Genomic DNA, 24,663 nt, shown 5'->3' with positions numbered 1-24,663 from the left:
TGGCCCTCAGCCGCTCGCCGCGAAGGCTGCGCGCTCATCCCTCTCGCGCCGAACCTCCCGCCGCTTGGTGACGAGCGAGGCAATGACCACGCCGAGGGCGACGATGCCGATCAGGATCGTGCAGATGGCATTGATTTCCGGCGTCACGCCGAGCCGTACCTGGCTGTAGATCTTCATCGGCAAGGTCGTCGCGCCCGGCCCCGTCGTAAAGCTCGCAATGACGAGGTCGTCGAGCGAGAGGGTGAAAGCCAGGACCCAGCCGGAAAAGACCGCCGGTGCAATGACCGGCAAGGTCACGGCAAAGAACGCCCTGACCGGAGTGGCCCCGAGATCCAGCGCCGCATCCTCGATCGACTGGTCAAAGCTTAATAGCCGCGACTGAACGACGACGGCAACGAAGCACATGGTGAAGGTGATGTGGGCGAGCGTGATCGTCCAGAAGCCGCGGTCAAGCCCGATCGCCACGAAGAGCAAGAGCAGCGATAGGCCGGTGATCACCTCCGGCATCACCAGCGGCGCATAGACCATGCCGGAAAAGAGCACGCGCCCGCGGAAGCGCGAATAGCGCACCAGCGTTAGAGCCGCCATCGTGCCGAGAACCGTGGCGACAGTCGCCGACAGAAGCGCCACCCGGACGGTAACCCAGGCGGCATCCAGCAGGCCTCTGTTGTACCAGAGCTGCGTGTACCACTTGGTCGAAAAGCCGGCCCATACCGTCACCAGCCTGGACTCGTTGAAGGAGAAGATTACCAGGAGGACGATCGGCAAGTAGAGGAAACCGAAGCCGAGAACGACCGAGGCAATGTTGAAGCGGGACCACCTGACCATCGCTCACCTCCCCTCGCCGTCGGCCCTGGACTGTACATTCTGGAAATAGACGATCGGTATGACCAGGATCAGGAGCAGGATCGTCGCCACCGCGGACGAGACCGGCCAGTCGCGATTGGCATTGAATTCGTTCCAGAGCGTCTTGCCGATCATCAGCGTTTCCGATCCACCGAGCAGGTCGGGAATGACAAATTCGCCGACGGCCGGGATGAAGACCAGCAGGCAGCCAGCGATGACCCCTGGAAGGGAGAGCGGGAACGTCACACGCCAGAAGGCGGAGATCGGCGTGCAACCGAGATCCTGCGCCGCTTCGATCAGCGCGTGATCCATCTTCTCGAGCGCCGAGTAGATCGGCAGCACCATGAAGGGAAGATATGAATAGACAATGCCGATATAGACTGCGGCGTTGGTGTTGAGGATGATCAGCGGCTGGTCGATGAGGCCGGTTGCGATCAGGAACTGGTTCAGCAGCCCCTCGGGCTTCAGGATCGCGATCCAGGCATAGACGCGGATCAGGAAGCTCGTCCAGAACGGCAGAATCACCATCATCAAGAGCAGCGGCCGCATCGATCGCGGCGCCCTCGCCATGCCGTAGGCGATCGGGTAGCCGATCAGCAGCGTGAGGAAGGTGGAAACTGTGGCAATGACGATGCTCGACACATAGGCGTTGAAGTAGAGAACGTCCTCCGTCAGCCAGACATAATTGTCCGCCGAAAACTCGCCCATCCTTTCGAAAATGACCGACAAGCCTTCGGCAAGATCGAAGACCGGCGTGTAGGGCGGCATGGCGATCGCGGTTTGCGACAGCGAGATGCGGAAGACGATGAAGAAGGGGATGAGAAAGAAGAACAACAGCCAGGCATAGGGGATGATGATCACCAGGCGGCTGACGAGGTTTGAGGCAAGTTTCGCCATGTCTTCAATCCTTCAGCACGACGCCAGCGTCGTCACCGAACGAGATCCAGACCTGCTGGTCATAGCCGAGCGGATCCTCAACTGCACGCACGGCGTTGAGCGACGATGCCTTGACGACCTGGCCGTCCTTCAGCCGGATGTGGAAGACGGTCATGTCGCCGAGATAGCCAATGTCCCAGATTTCACCCTCGGCCGTATTCATCGGTGCATGGCCGGGCGTCCGGCGGTCGATCCTGATCTTCTCCGGACGAATGGCGACAGCCACCCGCGTGCCCTTCGCAAACCCGTCCGGCGACATCATGCGGATCTGAACGCCGCCGGTCGTTTCGAGCTGGACAAAGCCCGCTTCCGTTCCAGTGACGGTGCCGTCGAACAGGTTCACATCACCGATGAAGTCGGCAACGAACCGCGAGTTCGGCGCCTCGTAGATTTCCGCGGGAGTCGCCACCTGGACGACCGTGCCATGGCTCATGACGGCTATGCGATCGGCCATGGTCATCGCCTCCTCCTGGTCATGGGTGACGACGACGAAGGTAAGCCCGAGTTCCTGCTGCAGGTCCATCAACTCGAACTGGGTTTCCTCGCGCAGCTTCTTGTCGAGGGCGCCAAGCGGCTCGTCGAGCAGCAGCACCTTCGGCCGCTTGGCGAGCGAGCGGGCGAGCGCCACGCGCTGGCGCTGTCCGCCTGAAAGCTGGTGCGGCTTGCGTTTGGCGAATTTCTCGAGCTTCACGAGCTTCAGCATCTGCTGGACGCGCTCGGCTATGTCCGCCTTCGGCATGCCGTCCTGCTTCAGGCCAAATGCGATGTTGTTCTCGACCGTCATGTGCGGAAACAGCGCATAGGATTGGAACATCATATTGACGGGCCGCCGGTAGGGCGGGATGCCCGCGAGGTTCTGGCCATCGAGGATGATCTCACCCGAGGTCGGCTGTTCGAAGCCGGCAAGCATGCGCAACAGCGTCGACTTTCCGCAGCCCGAAGCGCCGAGCAACGCGAAGAACTCACGCGTGTAGATGTTCAGCGAAAGATTGTCGACGGCGGTGAAGTCACCGAATTTCTTGGTTACGTTTCTGAAGGAAATGAATGGTTTGGACGCCGAATCCGCCCAAGGGGCGAATGACCGCCGGATACTGCCGAGAGACTTCATCATTTATCCCCGATGCCACAGCCGATGGGCGCGCCACCGCAACCGACGCCCATTGCTCTACAGCGCCGCGCGTCCTTTCAGACGCGAAAAGGTCGCTGTAACTCCTTGAGTCCGCGCATCGAGCTTTCCGAAAAGCAATTACGATTTTCGGGCCGATGCGCTACGGGCCGAAACCGTTCGCACGGCCCCGCAAAAAATTGCCCGGATCGAAGTCCGGGCAATTCCTTCCGTGCCTATTGGCCGGTCACGATCTTGGTCCAAATCCGGGTGAGGACTCGCTGCTCCTTTGGTTCGAACGGCGTCACAGTGAAGAGCTTCTGCATGACCTCGTCCGACGGGTAGATGGCGGTATCCTCGAGCACTTCCTTGTCAAGGAACTGCTGCGACGCTTTGTTGCCGTTGGCATAGAAGACATAGTTCGAAGCCTTGGCGATGACTTCCGGCCTCATCAGATAGTTGATGAAGGCGTGCGCTTCATCGACATGCGGCGCATCGGCGGGGATCGCCAGCATGTCGAACCACATCTGCGCTCCCTGCTCGGGGATCGAATAGTCGACACTCACGCCGGCATTCGCCTCTGCCGCGCGGTCGCGCGCCTGGAAGACGTCGCCGGAAAAGCCGACAGCCAGGCAGATGTCGCCGTTCGCCAGCGCGTTGATGTACTCCGACGAGTGGAACTTGCGGATATAGGGGCGGACCTTCATCAGCACGTCGGCGGCTTTTTCGAGATCGGCCTGTTCATGGCTGTCGGGATCGAGGCCGAGATAGGCGAGCACCGAGGGCATGATATCGGTCGGCGAGTCGAGAAGATGGATGCCGCAATCCTTGAACTTCGCGGCGATCTCCGGATCGAAGATGACGTCCCAATTGGGCTTCTCCTCGGTGCCGAGGATTTCCTTCATCTTGTCGACATTGTAGCCGATGCCGGTGGTGCCCCACATGTAGTCGACGGCATATTCATTGCCCGGATCGTACTTGGCCGTACGCTCCATGATCACATCCCACATATTGGAAAGGTTCGGCAGTTTCGCCTTGTCGAGCTTCTGGAATACGCCCGCGGCGATCTGGCGCTGCAGGAAGGTGGCCGTGGGCACGACGACGTCGTAGCCGGAACCGCCGGCAAGCAGTTTCGTTTCAAGGATTTCGTTGGAGTCGAAGACGTCATAGACGACCTTGATACCGGTCTCCTTGGTAAAGTCCTCAAGGATGCTGTCGTCGATGTAGTCCGACCAGTTATAGACGTTGACGACCCGTTCCTGTGCCGATGCAAGCGTCGCCGAGCCCGCCAACAAAGCGGCTGCCAAAGTTGCGACGATGAGTTTGGACATGAAACTCCCCTCTTGTTGTCATTCGGGACAAGCCTTTACCTGCCCCGTCCGTTGTTCGTTGCGATGCCGAGGTTAGGCATGTTTCGCAACAAGCTCAAGCGCTTTCGCGCCAGACAGGGCGAGCGTTGCGGCGCGTTTGCGCTTTGCCAAGCACGAGTAAAATCGAGCACTTACCGGCGAGACCTGCCAAGGTTCGGGCCGGCCGGAACAGTGCCGGGCATTGGGGGCGCCAAAATCCCGTCTACCGCCGGGCCAGCGCCCGCGAGCTACTGAAAATCGAAGACGCTCAATCCGGTCGCCATCTCGTCAAGGCCAAGCGGCCGCGTCACGGGCGGCTCGGCTCGAGCAAGGCATCCCTGCCGCTCGCAAAGACGACAGGCCGGCCCGACCGCAATTGGGGGCATGCGCGCCGCGCCGTAGACGGTGTCATCGGCGAACCCGACTTCGCAGCCGATCAGAACGGCGGTGCGCCGGACCCTCTCCTGATAGCCCGCCTGGGGCCCGTCGACTGTGCGGGCAATCACCAGGTACGCGCTGCCGTCGGGCATCTCCACGCGATCGACGAGAATCTGGCCGGGCACGGCGAAGGCGGCATGGATGTTCAGCTTCGGACAGGCGCCGCCGAAGCGGGCATGGGGGAAACCCTGCGCTCCCGCCCGGCGCAAACGATGGCCCGCATTGTCCATCTCCACCAGGAAAAATGGCACACCGGCCGCGCCGGGCCGCTGCAACATCGTCAGGCGGTTGGCCGCCTGTTCGAAGGAAACTTGGAAGCGGGCTCTCAGGATGTCGATATCGTACTTCGCGCGCAGCGCCGCGGCGTGAAAGGTGGTGTAAGGCATCATAAGCGCATGGGCGGCGTAGCGGGCGAGCTCGAAGCGACCGATCCGCCGGGCCTCGGCGGTCGAAAGGCGGAACTGTTCAAGCTCCGCCGTGATCGCCTCATGACAGGCGATTGATGCGACCTCCATGGCGACCTCACGCGCCTGGTCGAAAGGCGACAGGCGTTCGGAGATGAAGAGCCGCATAGAGTGGCGGTCGAAGCGCCGGCGCAGGTTCGGCATGACATGCAGCGGCAGCGTGCGCACGGCCAGGCCTTGCTCCTTCTTCAGCCAGGCCTTCAGCGCCCCGGTAAGATCGTCACCCGCCGAGAGGCTCGCATGAAACGCTTCTACCGCCTCCTCGATCCGCGTGAAATGATTGGGCCGCGCCTCGAACGCCTCTCTAACCTCGTCGATCGGCAGGCGCGTGTCCGAAACTGCCGCCATGTGACCCTGTCCGGCCAGCACTTCCGCCAGGTCCTTGAGCCGCGAGGCCTGTTCGCGATAGGCGCGATAAAGCTTGACGATGCCGCCCGCGACATTTGGTGCTGCCTCGGTGACCTCGATCAATTCCTGGTCTCCGGGGAGCTCGCCGGTCAGCAACGGGTCGGCGAAGACCTCACGGAGCTGCTGCAGGCTACCGCCTACCTCGCCCTGCAACTCGTCGAGATCGACCTTGTAGACCGAGGCCAGCTTCAACAGAAGCTGCACCGTCAGCGGCCGCTGATTACGCTCGATCAGGTTCAGGTAGGAGGGGGAGATGCCGAGCGCTTCCGCCATCGCCGTCTGCGTCAATTGCAGGCCGTTGCGGATTCGCCTGACGCGCGGCCCGGCAAAGATCTTGTTCTCAGCCATTTGTAACTCCCTTTACAAAATCGGCAGGCAAGAGATTTTACATTTTTTACACATTTACTTTGCTGCATTGTCAAACTCAAGACAAGATAACCCTTTTGAGCCGGCGGACTTCTTTATTCCCATGGCGCCTTTTCGCAGTGCAATGTAAAAAATGTTATGAGCTACAATCGCCGTAAGACGAAGTCAAAAGAATTGCCAGATTCACGAGGAGGATAAGAATGACCGATTTTTACAAGCTCGTTCCCAGCGCGCCGCAGGGGCGTTTCGACGGTGTTGAGCGCCCCTACTCTCCGCAAGACGTGCAGCGTCTCCGCGGCTCGGTCGAGATTCGTTATTCGCTTGCGGAGATGGGCGCGAACCGACTCTGGCAGCTCATTCACGAGGAAGATTTTGTCAATGCTCTCGGCGCGCTTTCGGGCAACCAGGCGATGCAGATGGTGCGCGCCGGACTGAAGGCGATCTACCTCTCCGGCTGGCAGGTCGCTGCGGATGCCAACACCGCCTCCGCCATGTATCCGGACCAGTCGCTTTATCCGGCCAATGCCGCGCCGGAACTGGCGAAACGCATCAATCGTACGCTGCAGCGCGCCGACCAGATCGAGACTGCGGAAGGCAAGGGTCTTTCGGTCGACACCTGGTTCGCCCCGATCGTCGCCGATGCGGAGGCCGGTTTCGGCGGCCCCCTCAATGCCTTCGAGATCATGAAGGCATTTATCGAAGCGGGTGCGGCAGGCGTCCACTACGAGGACCAGCTTGCGTCCGAGAAGAAGTGCGGTCATCTCGGCGGCAAGGTGCTGATCCCGACCGCGGCGCATATCCGCAACCTGAACGCCGCCCGGCTTGCCGCCGACGTGATGGGCGTGCCGACGCTGGTCATCGCCCGTACGGATGCGGAAGCGGCGAAGCTGCTCACCTCCGATATCGACGAGCGTGACCGGCCCTTCGTCGACTATGACGCCGGCCGCACCGTCGAGGGTTTCTATCAGGTGAAGAACGGGCTAGAGCCCTGCATTGCGCGGGCGATCGCCTATGCGCCGCATTGCGACCTCATCTGGTGCGAGACCTCGAAGCCGGATCTCGAGCAGGCGCGCAAATTCGCCGAGGGCGTGCACAAGGCGCATCCGGGCAAGCTGCTCGCCTATAATTGCTCGCCGTCATTCAACTGGAAAAAGAACCTGGACGACGCGACGATCGCCAAGTTCCAGCGTGAGCTTGGTGCTATGGGCTACAAGTTCCAGTTCATCACGCTCGCCGGCTTCCATCAGCTGAACTACGGCATGTTCGAACTCGCCCGCGGCTACAAGGAACGGCAGATGGCCGCCTATTCGGAGTTGCAGGAAGCGGAATTCGCTGCCGAGGTGAACGGTTACACCGCGACGAAGCACCAGCGCGAAGTCGGTACCGGCTATTTCGATGCGGTATCGATGGCGATCACCGGTGGCAAGTCGTCGACAACAGCCATGAAGGAATCGACCGAACACGATCAGTTCCGCCCGGCGGCGGAATAACGAAGAGCGAGGCGCTCGGCACTTCCTGCCCGTCGCGCGCCTCGCAGGTCACATTGAACAAAGCGCGACGGCAACCGGAATATCCCCTTCCGGCTCCAAACTTTAAGAGGAGAACTCCAATGACAGTCCAGACACGCGTCAAGGAACGGGCCGAGGAACAATCATCGGCGATGACTCCCGAACAGCAGGCCGCGATCCGCATGATCGCCAATGACCTGCATCGCCTCAACCAGGCCGTCATGAAAGCGGTCGACGCTGGCGTTTCGGTCGAGCTCGTGCGCTCGGCACGCCATCACGGCGGCGACGGCAACTGGGGCGATCTGCTGATCCCCGTCATCGTCACCCAGGGGCGGGCGTGATGATCACGCTTTGGGCGGCGACCGCAATCCTGCTCGGCGCCGGGCTATGGTCACACCTCCGGCGGATGCCGGTTCCTATACCCGTGGCCCGGATGGAACCCTCCCGCACCGGCGCCGGGCGCTAACCCAAACCGACGGGTCGGCCGGCGCCAAGCCGGCCGACCCGCATTAGAGCCATTCGCAGCTCCAGATCAGGCGGCACTGCGCCGCGGTCGCTTCCCGGCGAAGAGGTCCGCGTGACCACGCAAGAGCCGCGTCATCCGGTCGACGACCGTCCGAATTTCCCGCCTGTGGCGATCCTCATTGTTCATCACGATCCATTGTCGGTGCCGGAGCGAGGCGATCTCCACGCTCGTCCGCTCCAGCAGAGGGTCGAGATCGCCGACGAAACAGGGCAGTACCGCCGTCCCCGCCCCGGCTCGGGCAAGGTCGAGCAGGGAGCGCGGGCGCGTTACCATGGCAACGATCCGTCCCGGCGCCTGTTCGTGCGGCCAGCGCAGATAGGCCGAACGCGCTTCCTCTTCGCTGACGGCCAGCCACCGCTCCACGGTGCCCGGCGCGTTCTTCTGCCGATAGGCGGCATAGGCGACTTCACCGACCAGCCGCGACGCGAGATACTGTTCCTCTGGCTCGAAGGCACGAATGCCGATGTCGCTCTCGCGATAGGCGAGGCTCGCCCGCGCCTCCCCTATCGAAAGCGCAATGTTAAACGAGTCGCGCTCGGTGCAGATCGCCGGAAAATTCTCCGCGATCAGCCACGAGACCCACGTTCCCGCCGCGACGCGGACGGTCAGGGCCCCCTCGCTCTGTTCCTGCCAATTCTCCACCTTGCGAGCCGCCGCTTCCATCTCGCGCAACTGCTCGAACAGCACCCGGCCGTCGGCAGTCAACGCGTAACCGGTCTGGCTGCGGATGAAGAGCGCGCGGCCGGTGCGCTCCTCAAGTTCCAGCATGCGGCGTCCGATGGTCGCGGCGCTCAGGCCCGTCGCCTGCGCCGCTCCCGTCAGGCCGCCGCCGCGCGCCACGGTCATGAAGCAGCGGTAAATGTCCCAATCGACGTTTTTCATCAATGAAAAACATAAGGCGAAATCGACTGTATGTAAAACAGTTCGAGATGCATAAAAGAGGGGATGCTTGAAGATAAGGAGCATCACCATGGACATGATGGCAATGGCTTTTCTGTTCGACATGGCGTCGAGAAACCGTGGCGTTGACGAACGCTTCGACCTGCGCGCGCCCGCATGCAGGGAGACCCTCGCGGAACACATGTTTTCTGCGCTGTTCCGCAAACGCCGGCGAACGGACATACCTGAAGACTGCGATGGTACTCGCGGCGTGATGCCTCACGGCGCCGTGCACCCCTCAGGACGCACAAGGACGCTGTAAATTCTTGACTTTGCGCATCGTGCTTTTCGAAACTCGGGTCCGATTGTCGGGTTGATTTGCTAGAAAATCGACAGGAGACCGTACATCAGAGGCCGGTCGCGGAGATTCGGCTGATGATGCCGCACAAATTGCGGCTCAAAGCAAATGACGCCGCGCATTGAAATACGCGGCGTCCAATCTGCTGCCGTCGACATGGATCAGGCGGCGCGATAAACCTCACCCGCTCCGCGTTCCGGCTCCAGCCGGAACTGCCCGACCAGCATCATCAGCGCATCCGCCTGATTGGCGAGTGCCCGGCTGGTCGCCGTCGCCTCCTCTACCATCAGGGCATTCTGCTGGGTCATCTGGTCCATCTGGTTGACCGAGCCATTGACCTCGTTCAGCGCCGTCGCCTGATCGCGGCTGGCGGTGGCGATCATCTCGACATGTTGACTGACGGTGACGATCTCGGAGCTGATCGAGGCAAGCACGGCTCCCGTCTCCTTGACGAGCAGCGAGCCGGAATTGACCTCTTCCGTCGACTTGTTGATGAGCTCCTTGATCTGGTGCGCCGCCTCGGCCGAGCGCTGCGCCAGTTCGCGCACCTCCTGGGCCACGACCGCAAAGCCCTTGCCCGCTTCGCCCGCACGCGCCGCTTCGATGCCGGCATTGAGAGCCAGGAGGTTGGTCTGGAAGGCGATGTCGTCGATCACTTCGATGATTTGCTCGATCTGGTGCGAGGCATCTTCGATGCGGCCCATGGCCGCGATGGCATTGGTGACGACCGTTGCCGAACTGTCGGCACTCTTCTTGGTCTGCGACACGGCCTGGTTCGCCTCGTGGGCACGCTCGGCGGAGGAGCGCACGGTCACTGTGATCTGGTCGACGGCCGCGGCGGTCTGCTCGAGAGAGGCCGCTTGCGCCTCGGTGCGTTTCGAGAGCGAGTCGGCCGAATGATGCATGTCGGCGCCGCCCTGCTGGATCGCCTGGGCGTTGGCGCGGATCTGCGCCAGCGTATCCTGCAGCCGCATGAGCGATCCATTGAAATCGAGCCGCAGTTGCTCCAGGCGGCCGTCGAATGGCACCTCGATCTGTTGCGACACATCACCCTGCGCCAGGCGCCCGAGACCCGCCGCCAGCTCATTCACCGCCAGGTCGATCTGCCGGTCGAGTTCCTGCTTCTCCGCGTCGTTGCGGCTGCGCTCTGCCTCGGCGCGGGCGCGCTGTTCGGCGCTTTCGGCCTCGATGCGCACCTTCGACAGGGCATTCTCCTTGAAGATCCCAAGGGCGCGCGCCATGTCGCCGATCTCATCGCGTCGGCCATCGCCGTCGATGGCCGTATCGAGCAGGCCGTCTGCAAGGCGGCGCATGGCCGCGGTGATCTGACCGATCGGCCGCTTCAGCGTCAATGTGAGCGCAATGCCCGCGAGCAGTGCAATCACAACGCCGGCAATCGTGGCGCCAACGGAAATCTGATTGGCTTCCTGGCGCTCCGTACCAGCAGCAACCTTCTGCTGCTCGGCAAAGCCGGTCAGGTCGTTCCATATCTGGTCAATCGATGCGCCTGCCGCGTTGAACTCCGCCTTCCGCTTGCCGGTAATCTCGACCAGTTCGACGCCATCCTTCTTCATTGCGTTGACGACCGGCACGATTGCGTCGGCCATGGCTTCGAACGAAGTCGCGTCCTTTGCAATGCCGCGCAGGGTGGTCAGATTGGTCTGCACGGCCAAAAACTTGTCGAGCAGCGCCTGGCGGTTCTCCTCCGTCGTGTTGCCGAGGAATGCGGCCGCGGAGATCTGGATGTCGGTAAGCGATACCGACAGTCGGCGCATCGCCGTCAATACCGACTCGGTGCTGGCAATCTTGCCATCGAGTTCACTGAAGATCTGCGTCGCCTCGCGCATCTTGCCGACGGCAGCGGCCTCGAGGCGGAAGCTCGCATTGCGGAAGCGGTCGACATATTTGGAAAGCCCCGCAAGTGTCTCGGGTCCGGCGGGCGCCCTGATGATCGCGCCGATCGCACCTGAAGCCGAATTGACTGTCTCGGAGAGAGATTTCTCCTCCTTTGGCAGCAGGGCGAAGATGTCGCGCTGCGTACGGCCGATCATCGGAAAGCGTGCCTGGGCGACCTTCAGCTTGTCCTCCGCGGTCACCGCGCTACTCACCTCGGTGGCGAATTCGTTATAGAAGCGGCCGGCGCGCAGGAGCTTTTCAGCGTTGCGCAGCAGCGTCTTCGCCGCATTCTCGTCCTTGCGCACCGCGTATTGCAGGTCATTGGTCTGTTCGCTGATCTTCACCTGCTCGGCGGCCAGCGTTTCCAGATTGGCTCTGGTCGCCAGGCGCAGTTGCTGCTCGCCCTCGTGCAAGGTCCAGAGGCCGTCGATACGGGTTTCGATGTCGCTCGTAGCGGCGATCGCGTCAGCGAGTTCCTGCTCCCCGCTCGCGCCGGCGACCTGCGCGGCGGTCGCAGCCAGAACGTCCTTTTGTGCAGCAATCGTGTCCTCCACCGCCTTGCGGCTTTCCTCGGTGGTCTCGTGCAGGAACTGGTTCATTTCCGCATAGACGTCCTTGAAGCCGCTCAAGCTCTGCAGGACGCTGTTCGAGATTTCCATTCGACCCTGCAGCAGGCCCGAGGCATAGAGGCCGGTCAAGCCAACCGCTGAGATGCTGACGACGAAGGGCAGGATGAAGAACAGAACCTTCGTTTGAATCTTGAAACGAGCAAGAATCCTGTCAATGAGCATGGAATACCTCGGCTCCCAACGCGCGTTTCGCCTCCCCCAGCGGCCTGAAACTCGACCCGTGCGACGCAAACGCCGTCAACATTGGAGCCAGGGTGCCACCCGATGCGCAAACAGGCTGATACTTTTGAAGATCATGCGGCGCTCGCCGCCAGTCCGCCCGGCAATCATTGCGGGACCGCACTGCCTGTCGGCAGCAAGGACCTTGCGGACTCACGTGGCGGCCATATTCGGGCGCAACGATTAACAATCTTATAAGCGCGGCGACCCCAGATGCTAGCCGATGATCGTGAGGCGACAGCTCGCCTCCCCGGCAAGAACCGCCGTGTCAGAAGGAGAGAAAAATAGCGACAGTTGCGATCACGAAGAGAGCGAGAAATGCGGCAAAGGCGATGAGTTCCGCTTCGGAGCGGCTTTCCCCGGTGCGGGCAATAGCGATGGCGCGGGGGCGGCGGCGTTGCTTTTGCATGGCTTCCTGTCCTTGACACTCGGCTGGCAGGCCCCGGCCTGCCATGCGCTTCATGGTGCAACCATCCTGCTGCTGAGGAAAGTCCATGAAATGGAAACAGTGCGGTTTCCGTTTGCGAGCCATTCCGCCAGTGCGGCCTTTGCAGCCATGAAGACGAGGTTCGGCCATTTCCATTAACAATGGCTGAAGAAGCAAATCACCATTTTTGCGCGGTCGTTACACCGCTTGACCGGCGGAGAAGCCGGAAGCCCAGGCCCATTGAAAATTATAGCCGCCGAGCCAGCCGGTCACGTCCACGCATTCGCCGATGAAATAGAGCCCGGGAACGTCTCGTGCCTGCATCGACTTTGAATCGAGCGCGCGCGTATCGACTCCGCCGAGCGTCACTTCGGCCGTCCGGTATCCCTCGGAGCCGGCGGGCTTCAATGTCCAGGCCTGGACAGACGCCGCCAGCGCGTCGATCGCCCTGTCCGAGAGATCGGCAAGCAGCCGCCCCGTCAGCCTTGTCTCCTCGGCGAAGAAATGCGCGAGCCGTCGCGGCAGGATCTCGGCGAGCGCCGTCTGTGGCGCCTGGCGCCCGTTGGTGCGGCGCATTGCCTTGAGGACTGCGGCAATGTCGACCTCCGGCATCAGCCTCAACACGATCTCCGCGCCTTCGCGCCAGAAGGAGGAGATCTGCAGGATTGCCGGGCCGCTTAACCCACGGTGTGTGACTAGCACCGCCTCGCGAAAGGCAGCCTTGCCGAAGCGCACCTCGGCATCGGCAGCGACACCGGCGAGTGCGCCAAGCTTTTCGAGTTGCGCCGGATCGAGCGTCAGCGGCACCAGCGCCGGTCGCGTCTCGACCACAGGTAGCCCGAACTGCTCCGCCACCCGGTAAGCGAGGCCCGTCGCTCCCATTTTCGGAATAGACTTTCCTCCACTCGCGACAACCAGCGAGGCTGCCTCGATCGCACCGCCACCCGTTGTCAAGCGGAAGCCCGATGCGATCCGCTCGATCGTGGAGATCGCCGTCTCGAGCCGCAAGGCCGCACCGCCCTGCTTCATCTCAGTGAGCAGCATGCCGACGATGTCCTTGGCCGATCGATCGCAGAAGAGCTGCCCCAGCGTCTTCTCGTGCCAGGCAATGCCGTGGCGCTCGACGAGCGCCACGAAGTCCTGCGGGCGATACCGCGCAAGCGCCGACTTGCAGAAATGCGGATTGTCGGAAAGGAAGTTCTTCGGGCCCGCATGAATATTTGTGAAGTTGCAGCGGCCGCCGCCGGAAATCCGGATCTTCTCCCCCGGAGCCTTGCCGTGGTCGAGCACGAGAACGCGCCGTCCGCGCTTTGCCGCTTCGATCGCGCACATCATCCCGGCGGCGCCTGCCCCAATGATCACCACATCCTGCTTTTCGGCCACGCAATACCTCTCCGCGTTTCGGCTTTTCCTTCCCGGAGGCCAGCCAAATGTCAATTCCCAAGAGCTCCAGGGAGCCGTGCGGCGCACGTTCGGAGCCGCAATTCGGGTGCGGCGTGCTTTGTAGTCATTTCAAATTCGATTTGAGGAAACATGCAGTAGCCAATCGGCAATCTGTAGCTATGATGCGCTATCCGAAGCCAAATCCGGTGATTTATGTCTTCCAAGAGAAGTGTTGCCCAAGAGACAGCAAAGGTCAGCAAGAGTTCGAAAATACCCCTCGACGTGCATTCAGCCCGCGGCGTCAAAACCTGGAATGAAGCGGTCGAATGGCTCAAGATCCGCGGCATCGAGGACATCGAATGCATCACGCCCGACCTGGCCGGGGTGCCGCGCGGCAAGATGATGCCGACCTCGAAATTCACCTCCAACACCTCGCTCGCACTGCCTTCGGCCATCTACCGCCACACGATTTCCGGCGAATATCCCGATGAGACCGGGCAGTTCCGTTACGACTCGCGCGACAGCGACATCAAGCTGGTGCCGGATCTTTCGACGCTTTCTATCGTTCCGTGGGAAAGTGATCCGACGGCGCAGGTGATCTGCGACATCGTCGGCTCCCAGGGCGAGCAGATCAGCTATACGCCGCGCAACGTCCTGAAGCGCGTGGTCGAGCTTTACCGCCAGAAGGGCTGGAGAGCGGTTGTCGCCCCTGAGATCGAATTCTACCTCGTTGCCCAGAACGATGACCCGGATTATCCGCTGCGGCCCCCGAAGGGCCGCTCCGGCCGTTCCATTCTCGGCGGCCAGGGCTATTCGATCGCCGGGATAAACGAGTTCGACGAGCTGATCGACGACATTTACCACTTTTCGGAAAAGCAGGGTCTCGAGATCGATACGCTCATCCATGAAGAGGGGCCGGCTCAGCTCGAAATCAATCTCAGGCACGGTGACCCGATCGAGCTTGCCGACCAGGTCTTCCTGTTCAAGCGCACGATCCGCGAAGCGGCGCTGAAGCACGGAATCTTTGCCACCTTCATGGCCAAGCCGATGCAGGGCCAGCCGGGCTCGGCCATGCACATCCACCAGTCGGTGATCGATATCGCCACCGGGCGCAATATCTTCTCCAATCCCGACGGCTCCCCCTCCAAGGAATTCTTCGCCTTCGTCGGCGGCATGCAGCATTACGTGCCGAGAACTCTGTCGATGATGGCGCCCTATGTGAACTCCTACAGACGTCTGACCCCGGACATGGCAGCGCCGGTGAACACGGCCTGGGGCTACGACAACCGGACGACGGCTTTCCGTATTCCCGTTTCGGATCCCGCCGCAAGGCGCATCGAGAACCGGCTGCCGAGTTCGGATGCCAATCCCTATCTGGCACTCGCCGCCTCGCTCGGCTGCGGCTATCTGGGCATCGTCGAGAACCTGCAACCGACGCCCCCCACCGAGGACACCGCGAATGAGGGCGAGATCGACCTGCCGCGCGGGCTGCTCGAGGCGGTGTCGCTGCTCGAGTCGGCGCCCTCGCTCACCGACGTTTTCAGTGCCGAATTCATCGCCATCTATGCCGGCGTGAAGCGCGGCGAATTCGAGACCTTCATGCAGGTCATCAGCCCGTGGGAACGTGAATTCCTGCTCCTGAACGTCTGACCGGAAGGCGTCCCCATGACCTGGCAAAGCCCGATCTCGCCCGGAATCTCCTGGTACGAGGCAAGCATGCCCGCGAGGCCCTCCTATCCGGCGATGGCCGGCTCGCGCAAAGCCGACGTCGCCGTCATCGGCGGCGGATATACGGGGTTGCAAGCGGCCTACAATCTTTCGAAGAACGGTGTCGACGTCACCTTGATCGACGCCTGCCGCTTCGGCGACGGCGCATCGGGCCGCAATGGCGGCCAGTTCGGCACCGGCCAACGCGCCTGGGCGGAAGATCTCGAGGAGGCAATCGGGCACGAACGGGCGCAGCTGCTCTTCGACATGGCGGAAAGCGCCAAGCGCTATGTGCTGGATTTCGCACGGGAACACGCGATCGACATCGAGTTCGTACCGGGCCAGCTCTCGGTCAGCCACAAGGACAGTCTCGAGAAGGAGTACCTTGGCCACGTGGAGGTGATGGCCGAACGCTTCGGCTATCCGCATCTCTCCTTCATGGGTCGCGAGGAAACCGCAAGCCGCCTCGGCTCCTCACATTACCGCTTCGGCATTCGCGACACCGGCACCGGCCATATCCATCCGATGAAGCTCCTGGTCGGCCTGGCTGAACAGGCTGCCCTTGCGGGCGCCAATCTCTACGAAGAGACAAAGGCACTCAAGATCGACAAACGGGGCGGCGCGGTGTTGATCGAGACCGAGCGGGGGACCATCACAGCGGACCGGGCGCTGATCGCCTGCAACGCCTATATCGGCAATCTCGACCCGGTGACGGCGAGCCATGTCATGCCGATCCGCTCCTTCATCGGCGCCACGACGGTCCTTACCGAGCACCCCGGCGTTCTTCCGGGCGGCGAATCCGTCGACGATTCGCGTTTCGTCGTGCGCTATTTTCGTAAGTCGAAGGACGGGCGGCTGCTGTTCGGCGGCCGGGAGGCCTACACGGCCGACAATCCGCGCGACATTTCGAGCCATATCCGCCGCCAGATCCGGGAGATCTACCCGGCGCTTGCGGATATCGAGATCCCCCATGCCTGGGGCGGCGCCGTCGGCATTACCATGCCGCGCCAGCCATTCTGCCGCGAGGTCATGCCGGGTGTCGTGACGATCGGCGGCTATTCCGGTCACGGCGTCATGCTCTCCAACTATTGCGGCAAGCTCTATGCGGACCTTGCGCTGGGTAGAGATACACAGCTCGATCTCATCAAGGATTTGAAAATACCGGCTTTTCCAGGCGGAACCCGGTTCCGGTCAGCGCTCCTGTTCCTGGCCCTCAGCTGGTATGCCCTGCGCGACCGGCTTTGAAGAGCTGATCGGGCCAGCATCCGGACACAGGAAAAAAGCGGCAGAAAATGCAGCGCGGATACATTTTGTTGCGTTGCACCCTAGCGCTTTTAAATCGATTAGATTATACCTGCCCTGACCTCAACGAGATCGAGATATCCCATGAGCAGCCAGATCATTCCCGTCGAACCCTTCGATTATGTCGTCTTCGGGGGAACCGGCGATCTTGCCGAACGCAAGCTGCTGCCGGCACTTTACCACCGGCAGATGGAGGGCCAGCTGACGGAGCCGACCCGCATCATCGGCGCATCGCGCGCGGCCCTTACCCACGACGAATACCGCAGATTCGCAACCGACGCGCTGAAGGAACATCTGAAGCCGGGCGAGTTCGACGAAGTGGAAGTGGCCAAGTTTACGGCCCGCATTTTCTACGTCTCGGTCGACGCCAAGTCGGAGCAGGGCTGGGATGATCTCAAAAAGACTCTCGATGAAGGCAAGGACCGCATCCGCGCCTTCTATCTCGCCGTCGGGCCCGCCATCTTCGGCGATATTTCGGAGCGGATCCGCGATAACAAGCTGATCACGAGGAGCACCCGCATCGTCGTCGAGAAGCCGATCGGACGCGACCTCGCTTCTGCAAACGAACTGAACGACACGATCGGCAAGGTTTTCCGGGAGGAACAGATCTTCCGCATCGATCACTACCTCGGCAAGGAGACGGTGCAGAATCTGATGGCGCTGCGCTTCGCCAATGCGCTCTACGAGCCCTTGTGGAACTCGGCCCATATCGATCACGTGCAGATCACCGTTTCGGAATCGGTTGGTCTCGAAAATCGCGCCGGCTATTACGACAAGGCTGGCGCGCTGCGCGACATGGTGCAGAACCACATTCTCCAGCTCATCTGCTTCGTGGCGATGGAAGCGCCGACTTCGATGGACGCTGAGGCGGTGCGCGACGAAAAGCTGAAAGTGCTGCGCGCGCTGAAGCCTATTACCGCCAGCAATGCCGAGCAGGTGACCGTACGCGGCCAATATCGCGCCGGCGCCTCGGCCGGCGGTCCGGTCAAAGGCTATCTCGAGGAGTTGGAAGGCGGCGTTTCCAACACGGAAACCTTCGTGGCTATCAAGGCCGAGATCAGCAGCTGGCGCTGGGCAGGCGTGCCCTTCTACATCCGCACCGGCAAACGCATGGCGGGCCGCATGTCGGAGATCGTCATTACCTTCAAGCAGATCCCGCACTCGATCTTCGACCACAGCGCCGGCCGCATCTCCGCCAACCAGTTGATGATCCGGCTGCAGCCCAACGAGGGCGTCAAGCAATCGCTGATGATCAAGGACCCCGGCCCGGGCGGCATGCGGCTCAGGAACGTGTCGCTCGACATGAGCTTCGCCGAGGCCTTCGACGCGCGCAATGCCGATGCTTACGAGCGGCTGCTGCTCGACGTCATCCGCAATAACCAGACGCTCTTCGTGCGCCGCGACGAGGTGGAGGCGGCATGGCAATGGATCGACCCGATCCTGAAGGCCTGGGAAACGACGGGGCAACAGGTGCAGGGCTACACAGCGGGCACCTGGGGACCGAGCCAGGCGATCGCGCTGATCGAGCGCGATGGTCGCACCTGGAACGATGCAATCTAGGACCGGTCGATGAGCGCTACCCTGCACAGATACGAAAACGGGGAAATGCTGGCGGAAGCACTGGCGCATGCCGTCGGCGCCAGGCTCGAGGCGGCAGTCAAGTCCCGCGGCAACGCCAGCATCGCCGTCTCGGGCGGCTCTACGCCCAAGGCATTCTTCCAGGCTCTGTCGCAACGTGAACTCGATTGGGCTAAAGTGAGTGTTACGCTCGTGGACGAGCGTTTCGTCCCGCCAGAGAGCAACCGCTCCAATCATGGGCTGGTCGCCGCCAACCTCCTCAAGAACAGGGCTGCCGAAGCGCGTTTCGTGCCGCTCTACCATGATGCGGCAAGCGCCGAGGAGGCGGCCGCCAAGGCGAGCGCAGCAGTCGCAGATCTCAATTCCCCCTTCGATGTCGTCGTGCTCGGGATGGGAACGGACGGGCATACCGCATCGTTCTTTCCCGGCGGGACGCGGCTTGAGGAAGCCCTCGATCCCGCGACGCCGCGCGGCGTGATCACCATGGAGGCTGACGGCGCCGGCGAGACCCGCCTGACCCTCACCTTCTCCAGCCTTCAGGACGCCGGTTACCTGGTGCTGCATATCGAAGGCGACGCCAAGAAGGAGGTTCTTGCCCGCGCCGAAATGCCGGGCGAGGAGGCGGAGATGCCGATCCGCGCCGTGCTCCGGCGTGCGGCCTCGCCGCTGCAGGTTTACTGGGCGCCCTGATGCGCTCGGTTCGGGCGTCGGAGCTTGAATGCGCGACGCCCGGTTTGCACGGCCCCTTGATTCCATGCGGAAGTGAGGGGCAGTAATTCAGGGTTTACGGCGACACTTGTGCGTCCCAGGAGCATTTGCCGCTGTAAAGCCAATGACAGGATGAAGAGGAGTCCCGAGACTCCGGAACAGGATGTGACATGTCCGCCGATTCCCGCATTGCCGCCATTACCGCCCGCATCGCCGAGCGCTCCAAAGCCACTCGAGAACCCTATCTCGATCGCGTCCGCAGCGCCGCCGCGAACGGACCGCACCGCACCGTGCTCGGCTGCGGCAACCTCGCGCATGGCTTTGCCGTCTGTTCCCCCGCCGAGAAGGAGGCGCTTGCCGGCGACCGCGTTCCCAATCTCGGCATCATCACCTCCTACAACGACATGCTCTCGGCGCATCAGCCCTTCGAGAGCTATCCGGCCCTGATCCGCGAAGCGGCACGCGAGGCCGGCGGCGTGGCGCAGGTCGCCGGCGGCGTGCCGGCAATGTGCGACGGTGTCACGCAGGGCCAGCCCGGCATGGAGCTGTCGCTGTTCTCCCGCGACATCATCGCTATGGCAGCGGGCGTCGGCCTGTCGCACAACATGTTCGATGCGGCTGTCTATCTCGGCGTCTGCGACAAGATCGTGCCTGGCCTGGTGATCGCGGCGCTTACTTTCGGTCACCTTCCCGCCGTCTTCATTCCGGCCGGACCGATGACCTCGGGCCTGCCGAACGACGAAAAGGCACGCATCCGGCAGCTTTTTGCCGAGGGCAAGGTCGGCCGCGACGAGTTGCTCGAAGCCGAGTCCAAGTCCTATCACGGGCCCGGCACCTGCACCTTCTACGGCACCGCAAATTCCAACCAGATGCTGATGGAGATCATGGGCTTCCATCTGCCGGGCGCCTCCTTCATCAATCCCGGCACGCCCTTGCGTGATGCGCTGACCAAGGAGGCGGCGAAGCGCGCATTGGCGATCACGGCGCTCGGCAACGAATTCATGCCGGCCGGCGAGATGATCGACGAGCGCTCGATCGTCAATGGCGTTGTCGGCCTGCACGCGACCGGCGGCTCGACAAACCATACGATGCATCTCGTCGCCATGGCGCGCGCCGCCGGCATCGTGCTCACCTGGCAGGACATCTCCGAGCTCTCCGATATCGTGCCGCTGCTTGCCCGCGTCTATCCGAACGGCCTTGCTGACGTGAACCACTTCCACGCCGCAGGCGGCATGGGCTTCCTGATCAGCCAGTTGCTGAAGCAGGGTTTGCTGCATGAGGATGTCAGGACAGTCTACGGCCAAGGGCTCGAGGCCTATGCAATCGACGTCAAGCTCGGCGAGAACGGCGGCGTCAAACGCGAACGGGCGCCCCAGGAAAGCGCCGATCCGAAGGTGCTTGCAAGCATCGACCAGCCGTTCCAGCATTCTGGCGGTCTCAAGATGCTGACCGGCAATCTCGGCAAGGCCGTCATCAAGGTCTCGGCCGTCAAGCCGGAGCGCCATATCATCGAGGCACCGGCCAAGATCTTCAACGATCAGGCGGAATTGAACGCGGCCTTCAAGGCGGGCAAGCTCGAGGGCGATTTCGTCGCCGTCGTACGTTTCCAAGGGCCGAAGGCGAACGGCATGCCGGAGCTGCACAAGCTGACGACCGTGCTCGGCATCCTGCAGGATCGCGGGCAGAAAGTGGCGATCGTCACCGACGGCCGGATGTCGGGCGCCTCGGGCAAGGTGCCGGCGGCGATCCATGTGACCCCGGAAGCCAGGGACGGCGGACCCATCGCCCGCGTTCAGGAGGGCGACATCATCCGCATCGATGCCGTCAAGGGAACGATCGAGGTGTTGATCGAAGACATCGCGCTGAAAACGCGCGTGCCGGCGCACATCGATTTGTCCGACAACGATTACGGCATGGGCCGCGAGCTCTTCGCTCCCTTCCGCCAGATCGCCGGAACGGCCGACCACGGCGCCAGCGTGCTGTTCCATTGAGCACAGGCGGCGACACGGCCGGATCGGCAATTGACTCGGCAAAGGCGCCGTGCGTCCTTAGGGGCGCACAAAGAAAGCCGTAACTCTCTTACGCATCGTGCCTTCCGAAAATCGGGTCCGAATTTCGGGCCGATGCGCTCGAATCGCTGCAGGTGCTCCGGACAAAGCCGCCCCGACGGCGCCGTCAACCATAGATGTCAAGCGTGCGGTTGCGGTGGTTCGGATGGGTGCTGTAGACGAAGATCCGATTGAGGTCGCGGTCGCTGAGCAGGCGCAGGAATCGCGCCTCGATGATGTTGTTGGCGTGAACGCGCTTCAGAAGGCAGCCAATCAGCGGGATACGAGCGCTCGGGACATCCAGGTAGAAATTCTGTGGCAGATGGAACTGCGTCAGGATGCCGATCATGGCACTGCTCTTCGATAGCTTGATAATCTCGCAGCGGCGCGAAGAGAGGTGCTGCATCCCCTTCTCGGTGTATTCGATGCGGGCCTCGTTGCGCGTGTCCTCCATCGGGAAGTTCGTTTCCCGATCATACATGAAGGACTCTTCCTTGTTGAGGAAATGCTGCTGATGCATTGCAGGGGCCGTGCCGCGCATCGAAATCACCTTTCGTGTCTCATTTGGGGTCAGGCTAACCCACGAAATTTAACAGAGCGTTTGGGTGAATGCGGGCTTGTGGAAAAAGTCGGAAATTGATCCTCATCGGCCTGCCGGCACCTTCTGCCGCAAGCGCGGCGGAGTGCGTTGTGCGCGCCGACCTTGCTTCACTACAGGTGCTTCTGGGACGACGACCAGGCGAGCCGCGCATCCCATTCCCCTCACCCCGCGGTTAAGCTGGGCGGCGAATTGCCCCGCTCCGCCGTTAGGCGCGATAGCTGCGCCCGTTCGAGTCGAAAAGGTGCAACTTGGCCTTGTCGGCGGTGAAGCGCACCTTGTCGCCGCGCCTGACCTTCAGGATGCCCGGCAACTTGGCAATGATCGGTTCATTCTCGACCAGCCCTTCGATATAGAGCAGCGTCACTTCGCCGAGCGCCTCGACGATCGAAACCGTTCCCTCGAACAGGAAATCCTCGCTCTCGCTTACCTGCAGGTCCTCCGGGCGGACGCCGAAGCTCGCCGTCTTTCCGCTTTCCGACGCATTGGTCGCAATGTCGAGCGTCACGGACTTGCCGCCCGCGAGCGCCACCGCCGTCTGGGTTCCGGTCGCCGTGATCGTCGAAGGGAAGACATTCATCGCCGGCGAGCCGATGAAGCGGGCGACGAAGAGGTTTGCGGGCCGCTCATAGAGTTCGAGCGGAGCGCCGACCTGTTCAATATGCCCTAAAGATAGGACCACGATGCGGTCCGCGAGCGTCATCGCCTCCACCTGGTCGTGGGTGACGTAGATCATCGTCGTGTCCGCCATGCGCTCGTGGAGCTTGGCGATTTCGATGCGGGTCGCGACGCGGAGCGCCGCGTCGAGGTTGGAGAGCGGTTCGTCGAAGAGGAAGACCTTGGGGTTTCGGCAGATTGCCCGGCCGATCGCCACGCGCTGGCGCTGGCCGCCGGAAAGCGCCTTCGGCAGCCGGTCGAGAAATTTGGTGAGCTGGAGGATGTCCGCCGCATTGCGGACGCGACGATCGATCTCCTCCTTCGACTCCTTGGCGATGCGCATGCCAAAGGCCATGTTGTCGTAGACGGTCATATGCGGGTAGAGCGCATAGGACTGGAACACCATAGCAATGCCCCGTTTCGAAGGCGGCACGTCGTTGACCCGCTCGTCTTCGATATACATGTCGCCGCCGGTGATCTCCTCCAGGCCGGCGATCATTCTGAGCAATGTCGACTTTCCGCAGCCGGACGGTCCGACGAAGACGACGAACTCGCCCTCCTTAATGTCGAGATTGATGCCGTGAATGACATCAACCGCCCCATAGGACTTGCGGATATCTTTTAAAAGCAGGCCGGTCATCGCACCCTCCCCTCGCATTCTAGGCCAGGCGCGCGAAAAACGCGCTCCAGGCCGGAAGATTGATCTCGTTGTTCTTTATATCAGAAACGAAGCCGTGGCCTTCGAGCGGCTCCAGCGTGCCGTCCGGTTTGTGGCCGGTCACGGCCTCGCCGCTCATGTTGAACAGGCAGAAGAGCCGCTCGTCGCCATGGGTCCTCACAATGCCGAGCAGCGGTCCTCGAGTCTCGACGAATTCGATCTCGCCCTTGGCCAAGGCCGGATGCGCCTTCCTGAATTGCAGGAAGCGGCGATAATGCTCGAGCACCGACTCCGGATCCCTCTCCTGCATGGCAACTGCATGCGACAGGTGGTTTGCCGGAATCGGCAGCCAGGGCCTCCCCTCACTGAAGCCCCCGTCCAGACGGCTCTCCCACACCATCGGCGTTCGGCAGCCGTCACGCCCCTTGAAGTCCGGCCAGAACTGGATGCCGTAGGGATCTTGCAGATCCTCATAGGCAAGGTCCGCTTCAAAGAGAGCCAGTTCCTCGCCCTGATAGATGCAGACGGAGCCGCGCAGCGACATGAGCAGGCTCGAAAGCAGCTTGGCATGGGCGACGTGGTCTCTGACGCTTGTGCCCCAGCGGCTGACATGACGCACCACGTCGTGATTGGAGAAGGCCCAGCAGGCCCAGCCTTCCGGCGCCACTTCGTGGAACTGCTCGAGCACCTCGGCGATACGCGCGGGCGTCAGCGGATCCGGCGACAGGAACTCGAAGGCATAGCACATATGCACCTTGTCGCCGCCGGATGTGTATTCCCCGGCGATCTCGAGTCCGCGCTGGCTGTCGCCCACCTCGCCAACGGCGGCGATCGCCGGGAACTCATCCATCACCGCGCGGAAGCGCCTCAGGAAATCCAGGTTCTCCGGCCGGTTCTTGTCGTAGATGTGTTCCTGATAGTTGTACGGATTGACCGCCGGCGCCGTGGAGGCATTGCGGCGCGCTGGCGCAAGTGCCGGATTGTCGCGCAGCTCCTTGTCATGAAAGTAGAAGTTGATCGTGTCGAGGCGGAAGCCGTCGACGCCGCGCTCTAGCCAGAAGCGTTCGACGGCGAGCAGCGCCTCCTGGACCTCCGGATTGTGCAGGTTGAGGTCCGGCTGCGCGGTCAGGAAGTTGTGGAGGTAATATTGCTGCCTCGTCGGGTTCCAAGCCCAGGCGGAGCCGCCGAAGATCGACAGCCAGTTGTTGGGCGGCGTGCCGTCCGGCTTGGAATCCGCCCAGACATACCAGTCCGCCTTGGCATTGGTGCGGCTCGACCGGCTCTCCATGAACCAAGGGTGCACGTCGGACGTGTGCGACAGGACCAGGTCGATCATAACGCGAATCCCGAGCCGGTGCGCCTCGGCGGTCAACTCCTCGAAATCCTCGAGCGTCCCGAAGAGCGGATCGACATCCGTGTAGTTGGAGACGTCGTAACCGAAGTCCCGCATCGGCGAGGTGAAGAAGGGCGATATCCATACGGCGTCGGCGCCGAGCGCCGCCACATGCGGGAGACGGGCGGTGATGCCCCGGAGATCGCCGACGCCGTCGCCATTCGTGTCCTGGAAGGAGCGCGGATAGATCTGGTAGATCACTGCGCCGCGCCACCAGTCCTTGTCAGGCTGCAAGGTGGAGCTCGCCGTTGCATTGATGTTCATGCGCTTTGTGGGT

The 24,663-nt window shown here is 62.1% G+C and carries 20 protein-coding genes; 9 read left to right on the top strand and 11 right to left on the bottom strand.

Annotated elements, in window-relative coordinates; genetic code table 11:
- Positions 1-6: 6 nt before the first annotated feature.
- From SJ05684_RS01500 to SJ05684_RS01480, 5 genes are all read right to left on the bottom strand, one after another.
- Positions 7-828 carry an ABC transporter permease subunit gene (locus SJ05684_RS01500; RefSeq protein WP_034851919.1) on the bottom strand — a complete coding sequence of 274 codons (822 nt, stop codon included), beginning with the start codon at positions 826-828 and terminating at the stop codon, positions 7-9.
- Between the two features lie 3 nt (positions 829-831).
- The gene (locus SJ05684_RS01495; RefSeq protein ID WP_034851917.1) at positions 832-1,743 is read right to left on the bottom strand and encodes an ABC transporter permease subunit; all 912 of its coding nucleotides are present in this window, start codon (positions 1,741-1,743) and stop codon (positions 832-834) included.
- Positions 1,744-1,747: 4 nt separating this feature from the next.
- Positions 1,748-2,890 carry an ABC transporter ATP-binding protein gene (locus SJ05684_RS01490; protein ID WP_034851915.1) on the bottom strand — a complete coding sequence of 381 codons (1,143 nt, stop codon included), beginning with the start codon at positions 2,888-2,890 and terminating at the stop codon, positions 1,748-1,750.
- Between the two features lie 233 nt (positions 2,891-3,123).
- The gene (locus SJ05684_RS01485) at positions 3,124-4,218 is read right to left on the bottom strand and encodes a polyamine ABC transporter substrate-binding protein (RefSeq protein ID WP_034851905.1); all 1,095 of its coding nucleotides are present in this window, start codon (positions 4,216-4,218) and stop codon (positions 3,124-3,126) included.
- 266 nt (positions 4,219-4,484) lie between these two features.
- Complete coding sequence (locus SJ05684_RS01480) at positions 4,485-5,894, bottom strand: helix-turn-helix domain-containing protein (RefSeq protein WP_034851903.1); 1,410 nt, start codon at positions 5,892-5,894, stop codon at positions 4,485-4,487.
- 218 nt (positions 5,895-6,112) lie between these two features.
- On the opposite strand from SJ05684_RS01480, the gene aceA reads away from it, so the two are divergent.
- The gene (aceA, locus tag SJ05684_RS01475; protein ID WP_034851901.1) at positions 6,113-7,402 is read left to right on the top strand and encodes an isocitrate lyase; all 1,290 of its coding nucleotides are present in this window, start codon (positions 6,113-6,115) and stop codon (positions 7,400-7,402) included.
- A 119-nt stretch (positions 7,403-7,521) separates the two neighbouring features.
- Positions 7,522-7,761, top strand: a complete 240-nt coding sequence (locus tag SJ05684_RS01470; protein WP_034851898.1) for an SMc00767 family acetate metabolism repressor — start codon at positions 7,522-7,524, stop codon at positions 7,759-7,761.
- A 191-nt stretch (positions 7,762-7,952) separates the two neighbouring features.
- Here the strand turns inward: SJ05684_RS01470 and SJ05684_RS01465 are convergent, their stop codons facing one another.
- Positions 7,953-8,828 carry a LysR family transcriptional regulator gene (locus SJ05684_RS01465; protein WP_034852001.1) on the bottom strand — a complete coding sequence of 292 codons (876 nt, stop codon included), beginning with the start codon at positions 8,826-8,828 and terminating at the stop codon, positions 7,953-7,955.
- A gap of 88 nt (positions 8,829-8,916) precedes the next feature.
- On the opposite strand from SJ05684_RS01465, the gene SJ05684_RS01460 reads away from it, so the two are divergent.
- Positions 8,917-9,147, top strand: coding sequence for a hypothetical protein (locus SJ05684_RS01460; protein WP_034851896.1), 231 nt, complete (start codon positions 8,917-8,919; stop codon positions 9,145-9,147).
- 197 nt (positions 9,148-9,344) lie between these two features.
- Here SJ05684_RS01460 and SJ05684_RS01455 read toward each other — a convergent pair whose 3' ends face one another.
- A complete protein-coding gene (locus SJ05684_RS01455; protein ID WP_034851894.1) occupies positions 9,345-11,870 on the bottom strand; it encodes a methyl-accepting chemotaxis protein in 2,526 nt (841 codons plus the stop codon).
- A 322-nt stretch (positions 11,871-12,192) separates the two neighbouring features.
- Between SJ05684_RS01455 and SJ05684_RS29445 the strand changes: the two genes are divergently transcribed.
- Positions 12,193-12,513, top strand: coding sequence for a hypothetical protein (locus SJ05684_RS29445; RefSeq protein WP_157747883.1), 321 nt, complete (start codon positions 12,193-12,195; stop codon positions 12,511-12,513).
- A 39-nt stretch (positions 12,514-12,552) separates the two neighbouring features.
- Here SJ05684_RS29445 and SJ05684_RS01440 read toward each other — a convergent pair whose 3' ends face one another.
- Positions 12,553-13,737, bottom strand: a complete 1,185-nt coding sequence (locus SJ05684_RS01440; RefSeq protein ID WP_034851890.1) for a BaiN/RdsA family NAD(P)/FAD-dependent oxidoreductase — start codon at positions 13,735-13,737, stop codon at positions 12,553-12,555.
- Between the two features lie 213 nt (positions 13,738-13,950).
- On the opposite strand from SJ05684_RS01440, the gene SJ05684_RS01435 reads away from it, so the two are divergent.
- From SJ05684_RS01435 to edd, 5 genes are all read left to right on the top strand, one after another.
- Positions 13,951-15,387 (top strand): glutamine synthetase family protein, encoded by a 1,437-nt coding sequence (locus SJ05684_RS01435; RefSeq protein WP_034851889.1) that lies wholly within the window; start codon positions 13,951-13,953, stop codon positions 15,385-15,387.
- Positions 15,388-15,402: 15 nt separating this feature from the next.
- Positions 15,403-16,689: an NAD(P)/FAD-dependent oxidoreductase gene (locus SJ05684_RS01430; protein WP_034851887.1), complete on the top strand. Its 1,287-nt coding sequence runs from the start codon at positions 15,403-15,405 to the stop codon at positions 16,687-16,689.
- A 141-nt stretch (positions 16,690-16,830) separates the two neighbouring features.
- Complete coding sequence (zwf, locus tag SJ05684_RS01425) at positions 16,831-18,306, top strand: glucose-6-phosphate dehydrogenase (protein ID WP_034851880.1); 1,476 nt, start codon at positions 16,831-16,833, stop codon at positions 18,304-18,306.
- Positions 18,307-18,315: 9 nt separating this feature from the next.
- Positions 18,316-19,014 (top strand): 6-phosphogluconolactonase, encoded by a 699-nt coding sequence (gene pgl, locus SJ05684_RS01420; RefSeq protein ID WP_034851878.1) that lies wholly within the window; start codon positions 18,316-18,318, stop codon positions 19,012-19,014.
- A 188-nt stretch (positions 19,015-19,202) separates the two neighbouring features.
- Positions 19,203-21,023 carry a phosphogluconate dehydratase gene (gene edd / locus SJ05684_RS01415; RefSeq protein WP_034851877.1) on the top strand — a complete coding sequence of 607 codons (1,821 nt, stop codon included), beginning with the start codon at positions 19,203-19,205 and terminating at the stop codon, positions 21,021-21,023.
- A 184-nt stretch (positions 21,024-21,207) separates the two neighbouring features.
- Here the strand turns inward: edd and SJ05684_RS01410 are convergent, their stop codons facing one another.
- The 3 genes from SJ05684_RS01410 to bglA all read right to left on the bottom strand — a co-directional run bounded on the left by SJ05684_RS01410 (position 21,208) and on the right by bglA (position 24,650).
- A complete protein-coding gene (locus SJ05684_RS01410; RefSeq protein ID WP_034851876.1) occupies positions 21,208-21,621 on the bottom strand; it encodes a hypothetical protein in 414 nt (137 codons plus the stop codon).
- Positions 21,622-21,886: 265 nt separating this feature from the next.
- Complete coding sequence (locus tag SJ05684_RS01405) at positions 21,887-22,975, bottom strand: ABC transporter ATP-binding protein (protein ID WP_034851871.1); 1,089 nt, start codon at positions 22,973-22,975, stop codon at positions 21,887-21,889.
- A gap of 19 nt (positions 22,976-22,994) precedes the next feature.
- Positions 22,995-24,650: a beta-galactosidase BglA gene (gene bglA, locus SJ05684_RS01400; RefSeq protein WP_034851869.1), complete on the bottom strand. Its 1,656-nt coding sequence runs from the start codon at positions 24,648-24,650 to the stop codon at positions 22,995-22,997.
- Positions 24,651-24,663 lie beyond the last annotated feature (13 nt).

The sequence above is a fragment of the Sinorhizobium sojae CCBAU 05684 genome (assembly GCF_002288525.1).
GTDB classification, from domain to species: domain Bacteria; phylum Pseudomonadota; class Alphaproteobacteria; order Rhizobiales; family Rhizobiaceae; genus Sinorhizobium; species Sinorhizobium sojae.
The sequence above is the reverse complement of the archived record's forward strand: the minus strand, read 5'-3'. Positions and strand labels throughout refer to the sequence as shown.

Coding starts and splice junctions, on each gene's coding strand:
- edd (WP_034851877.1), top strand. CDS start 19,203: ATGTCCGCCGATTCCCGCATTGCCGCCATTACCGCCCGCATCGCCGAG.
- SJ05684_RS01405 (WP_034851871.1), bottom strand. CDS start 22,975: ATGACCGGCCTGCTTTTAAAAGATATCCGCAAGTCCTATGGGGCGGTT.
- SJ05684_RS01480 (WP_034851903.1), bottom strand. CDS start 5,894: ATGGCTGAGAACAAGATCTTTGCCGGGCCGCGCGTCAGGCGAATCCGC.
- SJ05684_RS01410 (WP_034851876.1), bottom strand. CDS start 21,621: ATGCGCGGCACGGCCCCTGCAATGCATCAGCAGCATTTCCTCAACAAG.
- SJ05684_RS01470 (WP_034851898.1), top strand. CDS start 7,522: ATGACAGTCCAGACACGCGTCAAGGAACGGGCCGAGGAACAATCATCG.
- SJ05684_RS01435 (WP_034851889.1), top strand. CDS start 13,951: ATGTCTTCCAAGAGAAGTGTTGCCCAAGAGACAGCAAAGGTCAGCAAG.
- SJ05684_RS01490 (WP_034851915.1), bottom strand. CDS start 2,890: ATGAAGTCTCTCGGCAGTATCCGGCGGTCATTCGCCCCTTGGGCGGAT.
- zwf (WP_034851880.1), top strand. CDS start 16,831: ATGAGCAGCCAGATCATTCCCGTCGAACCCTTCGATTATGTCGTCTTC.
- aceA (WP_034851901.1), top strand. CDS start 6,113: ATGACCGATTTTTACAAGCTCGTTCCCAGCGCGCCGCAGGGGCGTTTC.
- bglA (WP_034851869.1), bottom strand. CDS start 24,650: ATGAACATCAATGCAACGGCGAGCTCCACCTTGCAGCCTGACAAGGAC.
- SJ05684_RS01495 (WP_034851917.1), bottom strand. CDS start 1,743: ATGGCGAAACTTGCCTCAAACCTCGTCAGCCGCCTGGTGATCATCATC.
- pgl (WP_034851878.1), top strand. CDS start 18,316: ATGAGCGCTACCCTGCACAGATACGAAAACGGGGAAATGCTGGCGGAA.
- SJ05684_RS01460 (WP_034851896.1), top strand. CDS start 8,917: ATGGACATGATGGCAATGGCTTTTCTGTTCGACATGGCGTCGAGAAAC.
- SJ05684_RS01430 (WP_034851887.1), top strand. CDS start 15,403: ATGACCTGGCAAAGCCCGATCTCGCCCGGAATCTCCTGGTACGAGGCA.
- SJ05684_RS01485 (WP_034851905.1), bottom strand. CDS start 4,218: ATGTCCAAACTCATCGTCGCAACTTTGGCAGCCGCTTTGTTGGCGGGC.
- SJ05684_RS01500 (WP_034851919.1), bottom strand. CDS start 828: ATGGTCAGGTGGTCCCGCTTCAACATTGCCTCGGTCGTTCTCGGCTTC.
- SJ05684_RS01465 (WP_034852001.1), bottom strand. CDS start 8,828: ATGAAAAACGTCGATTGGGACATTTACCGCTGCTTCATGACCGTGGCG.
- SJ05684_RS01455 (WP_034851894.1), bottom strand. CDS start 11,870: ATGCTCATTGACAGGATTCTTGCTCGTTTCAAGATTCAAACGAAGGTT.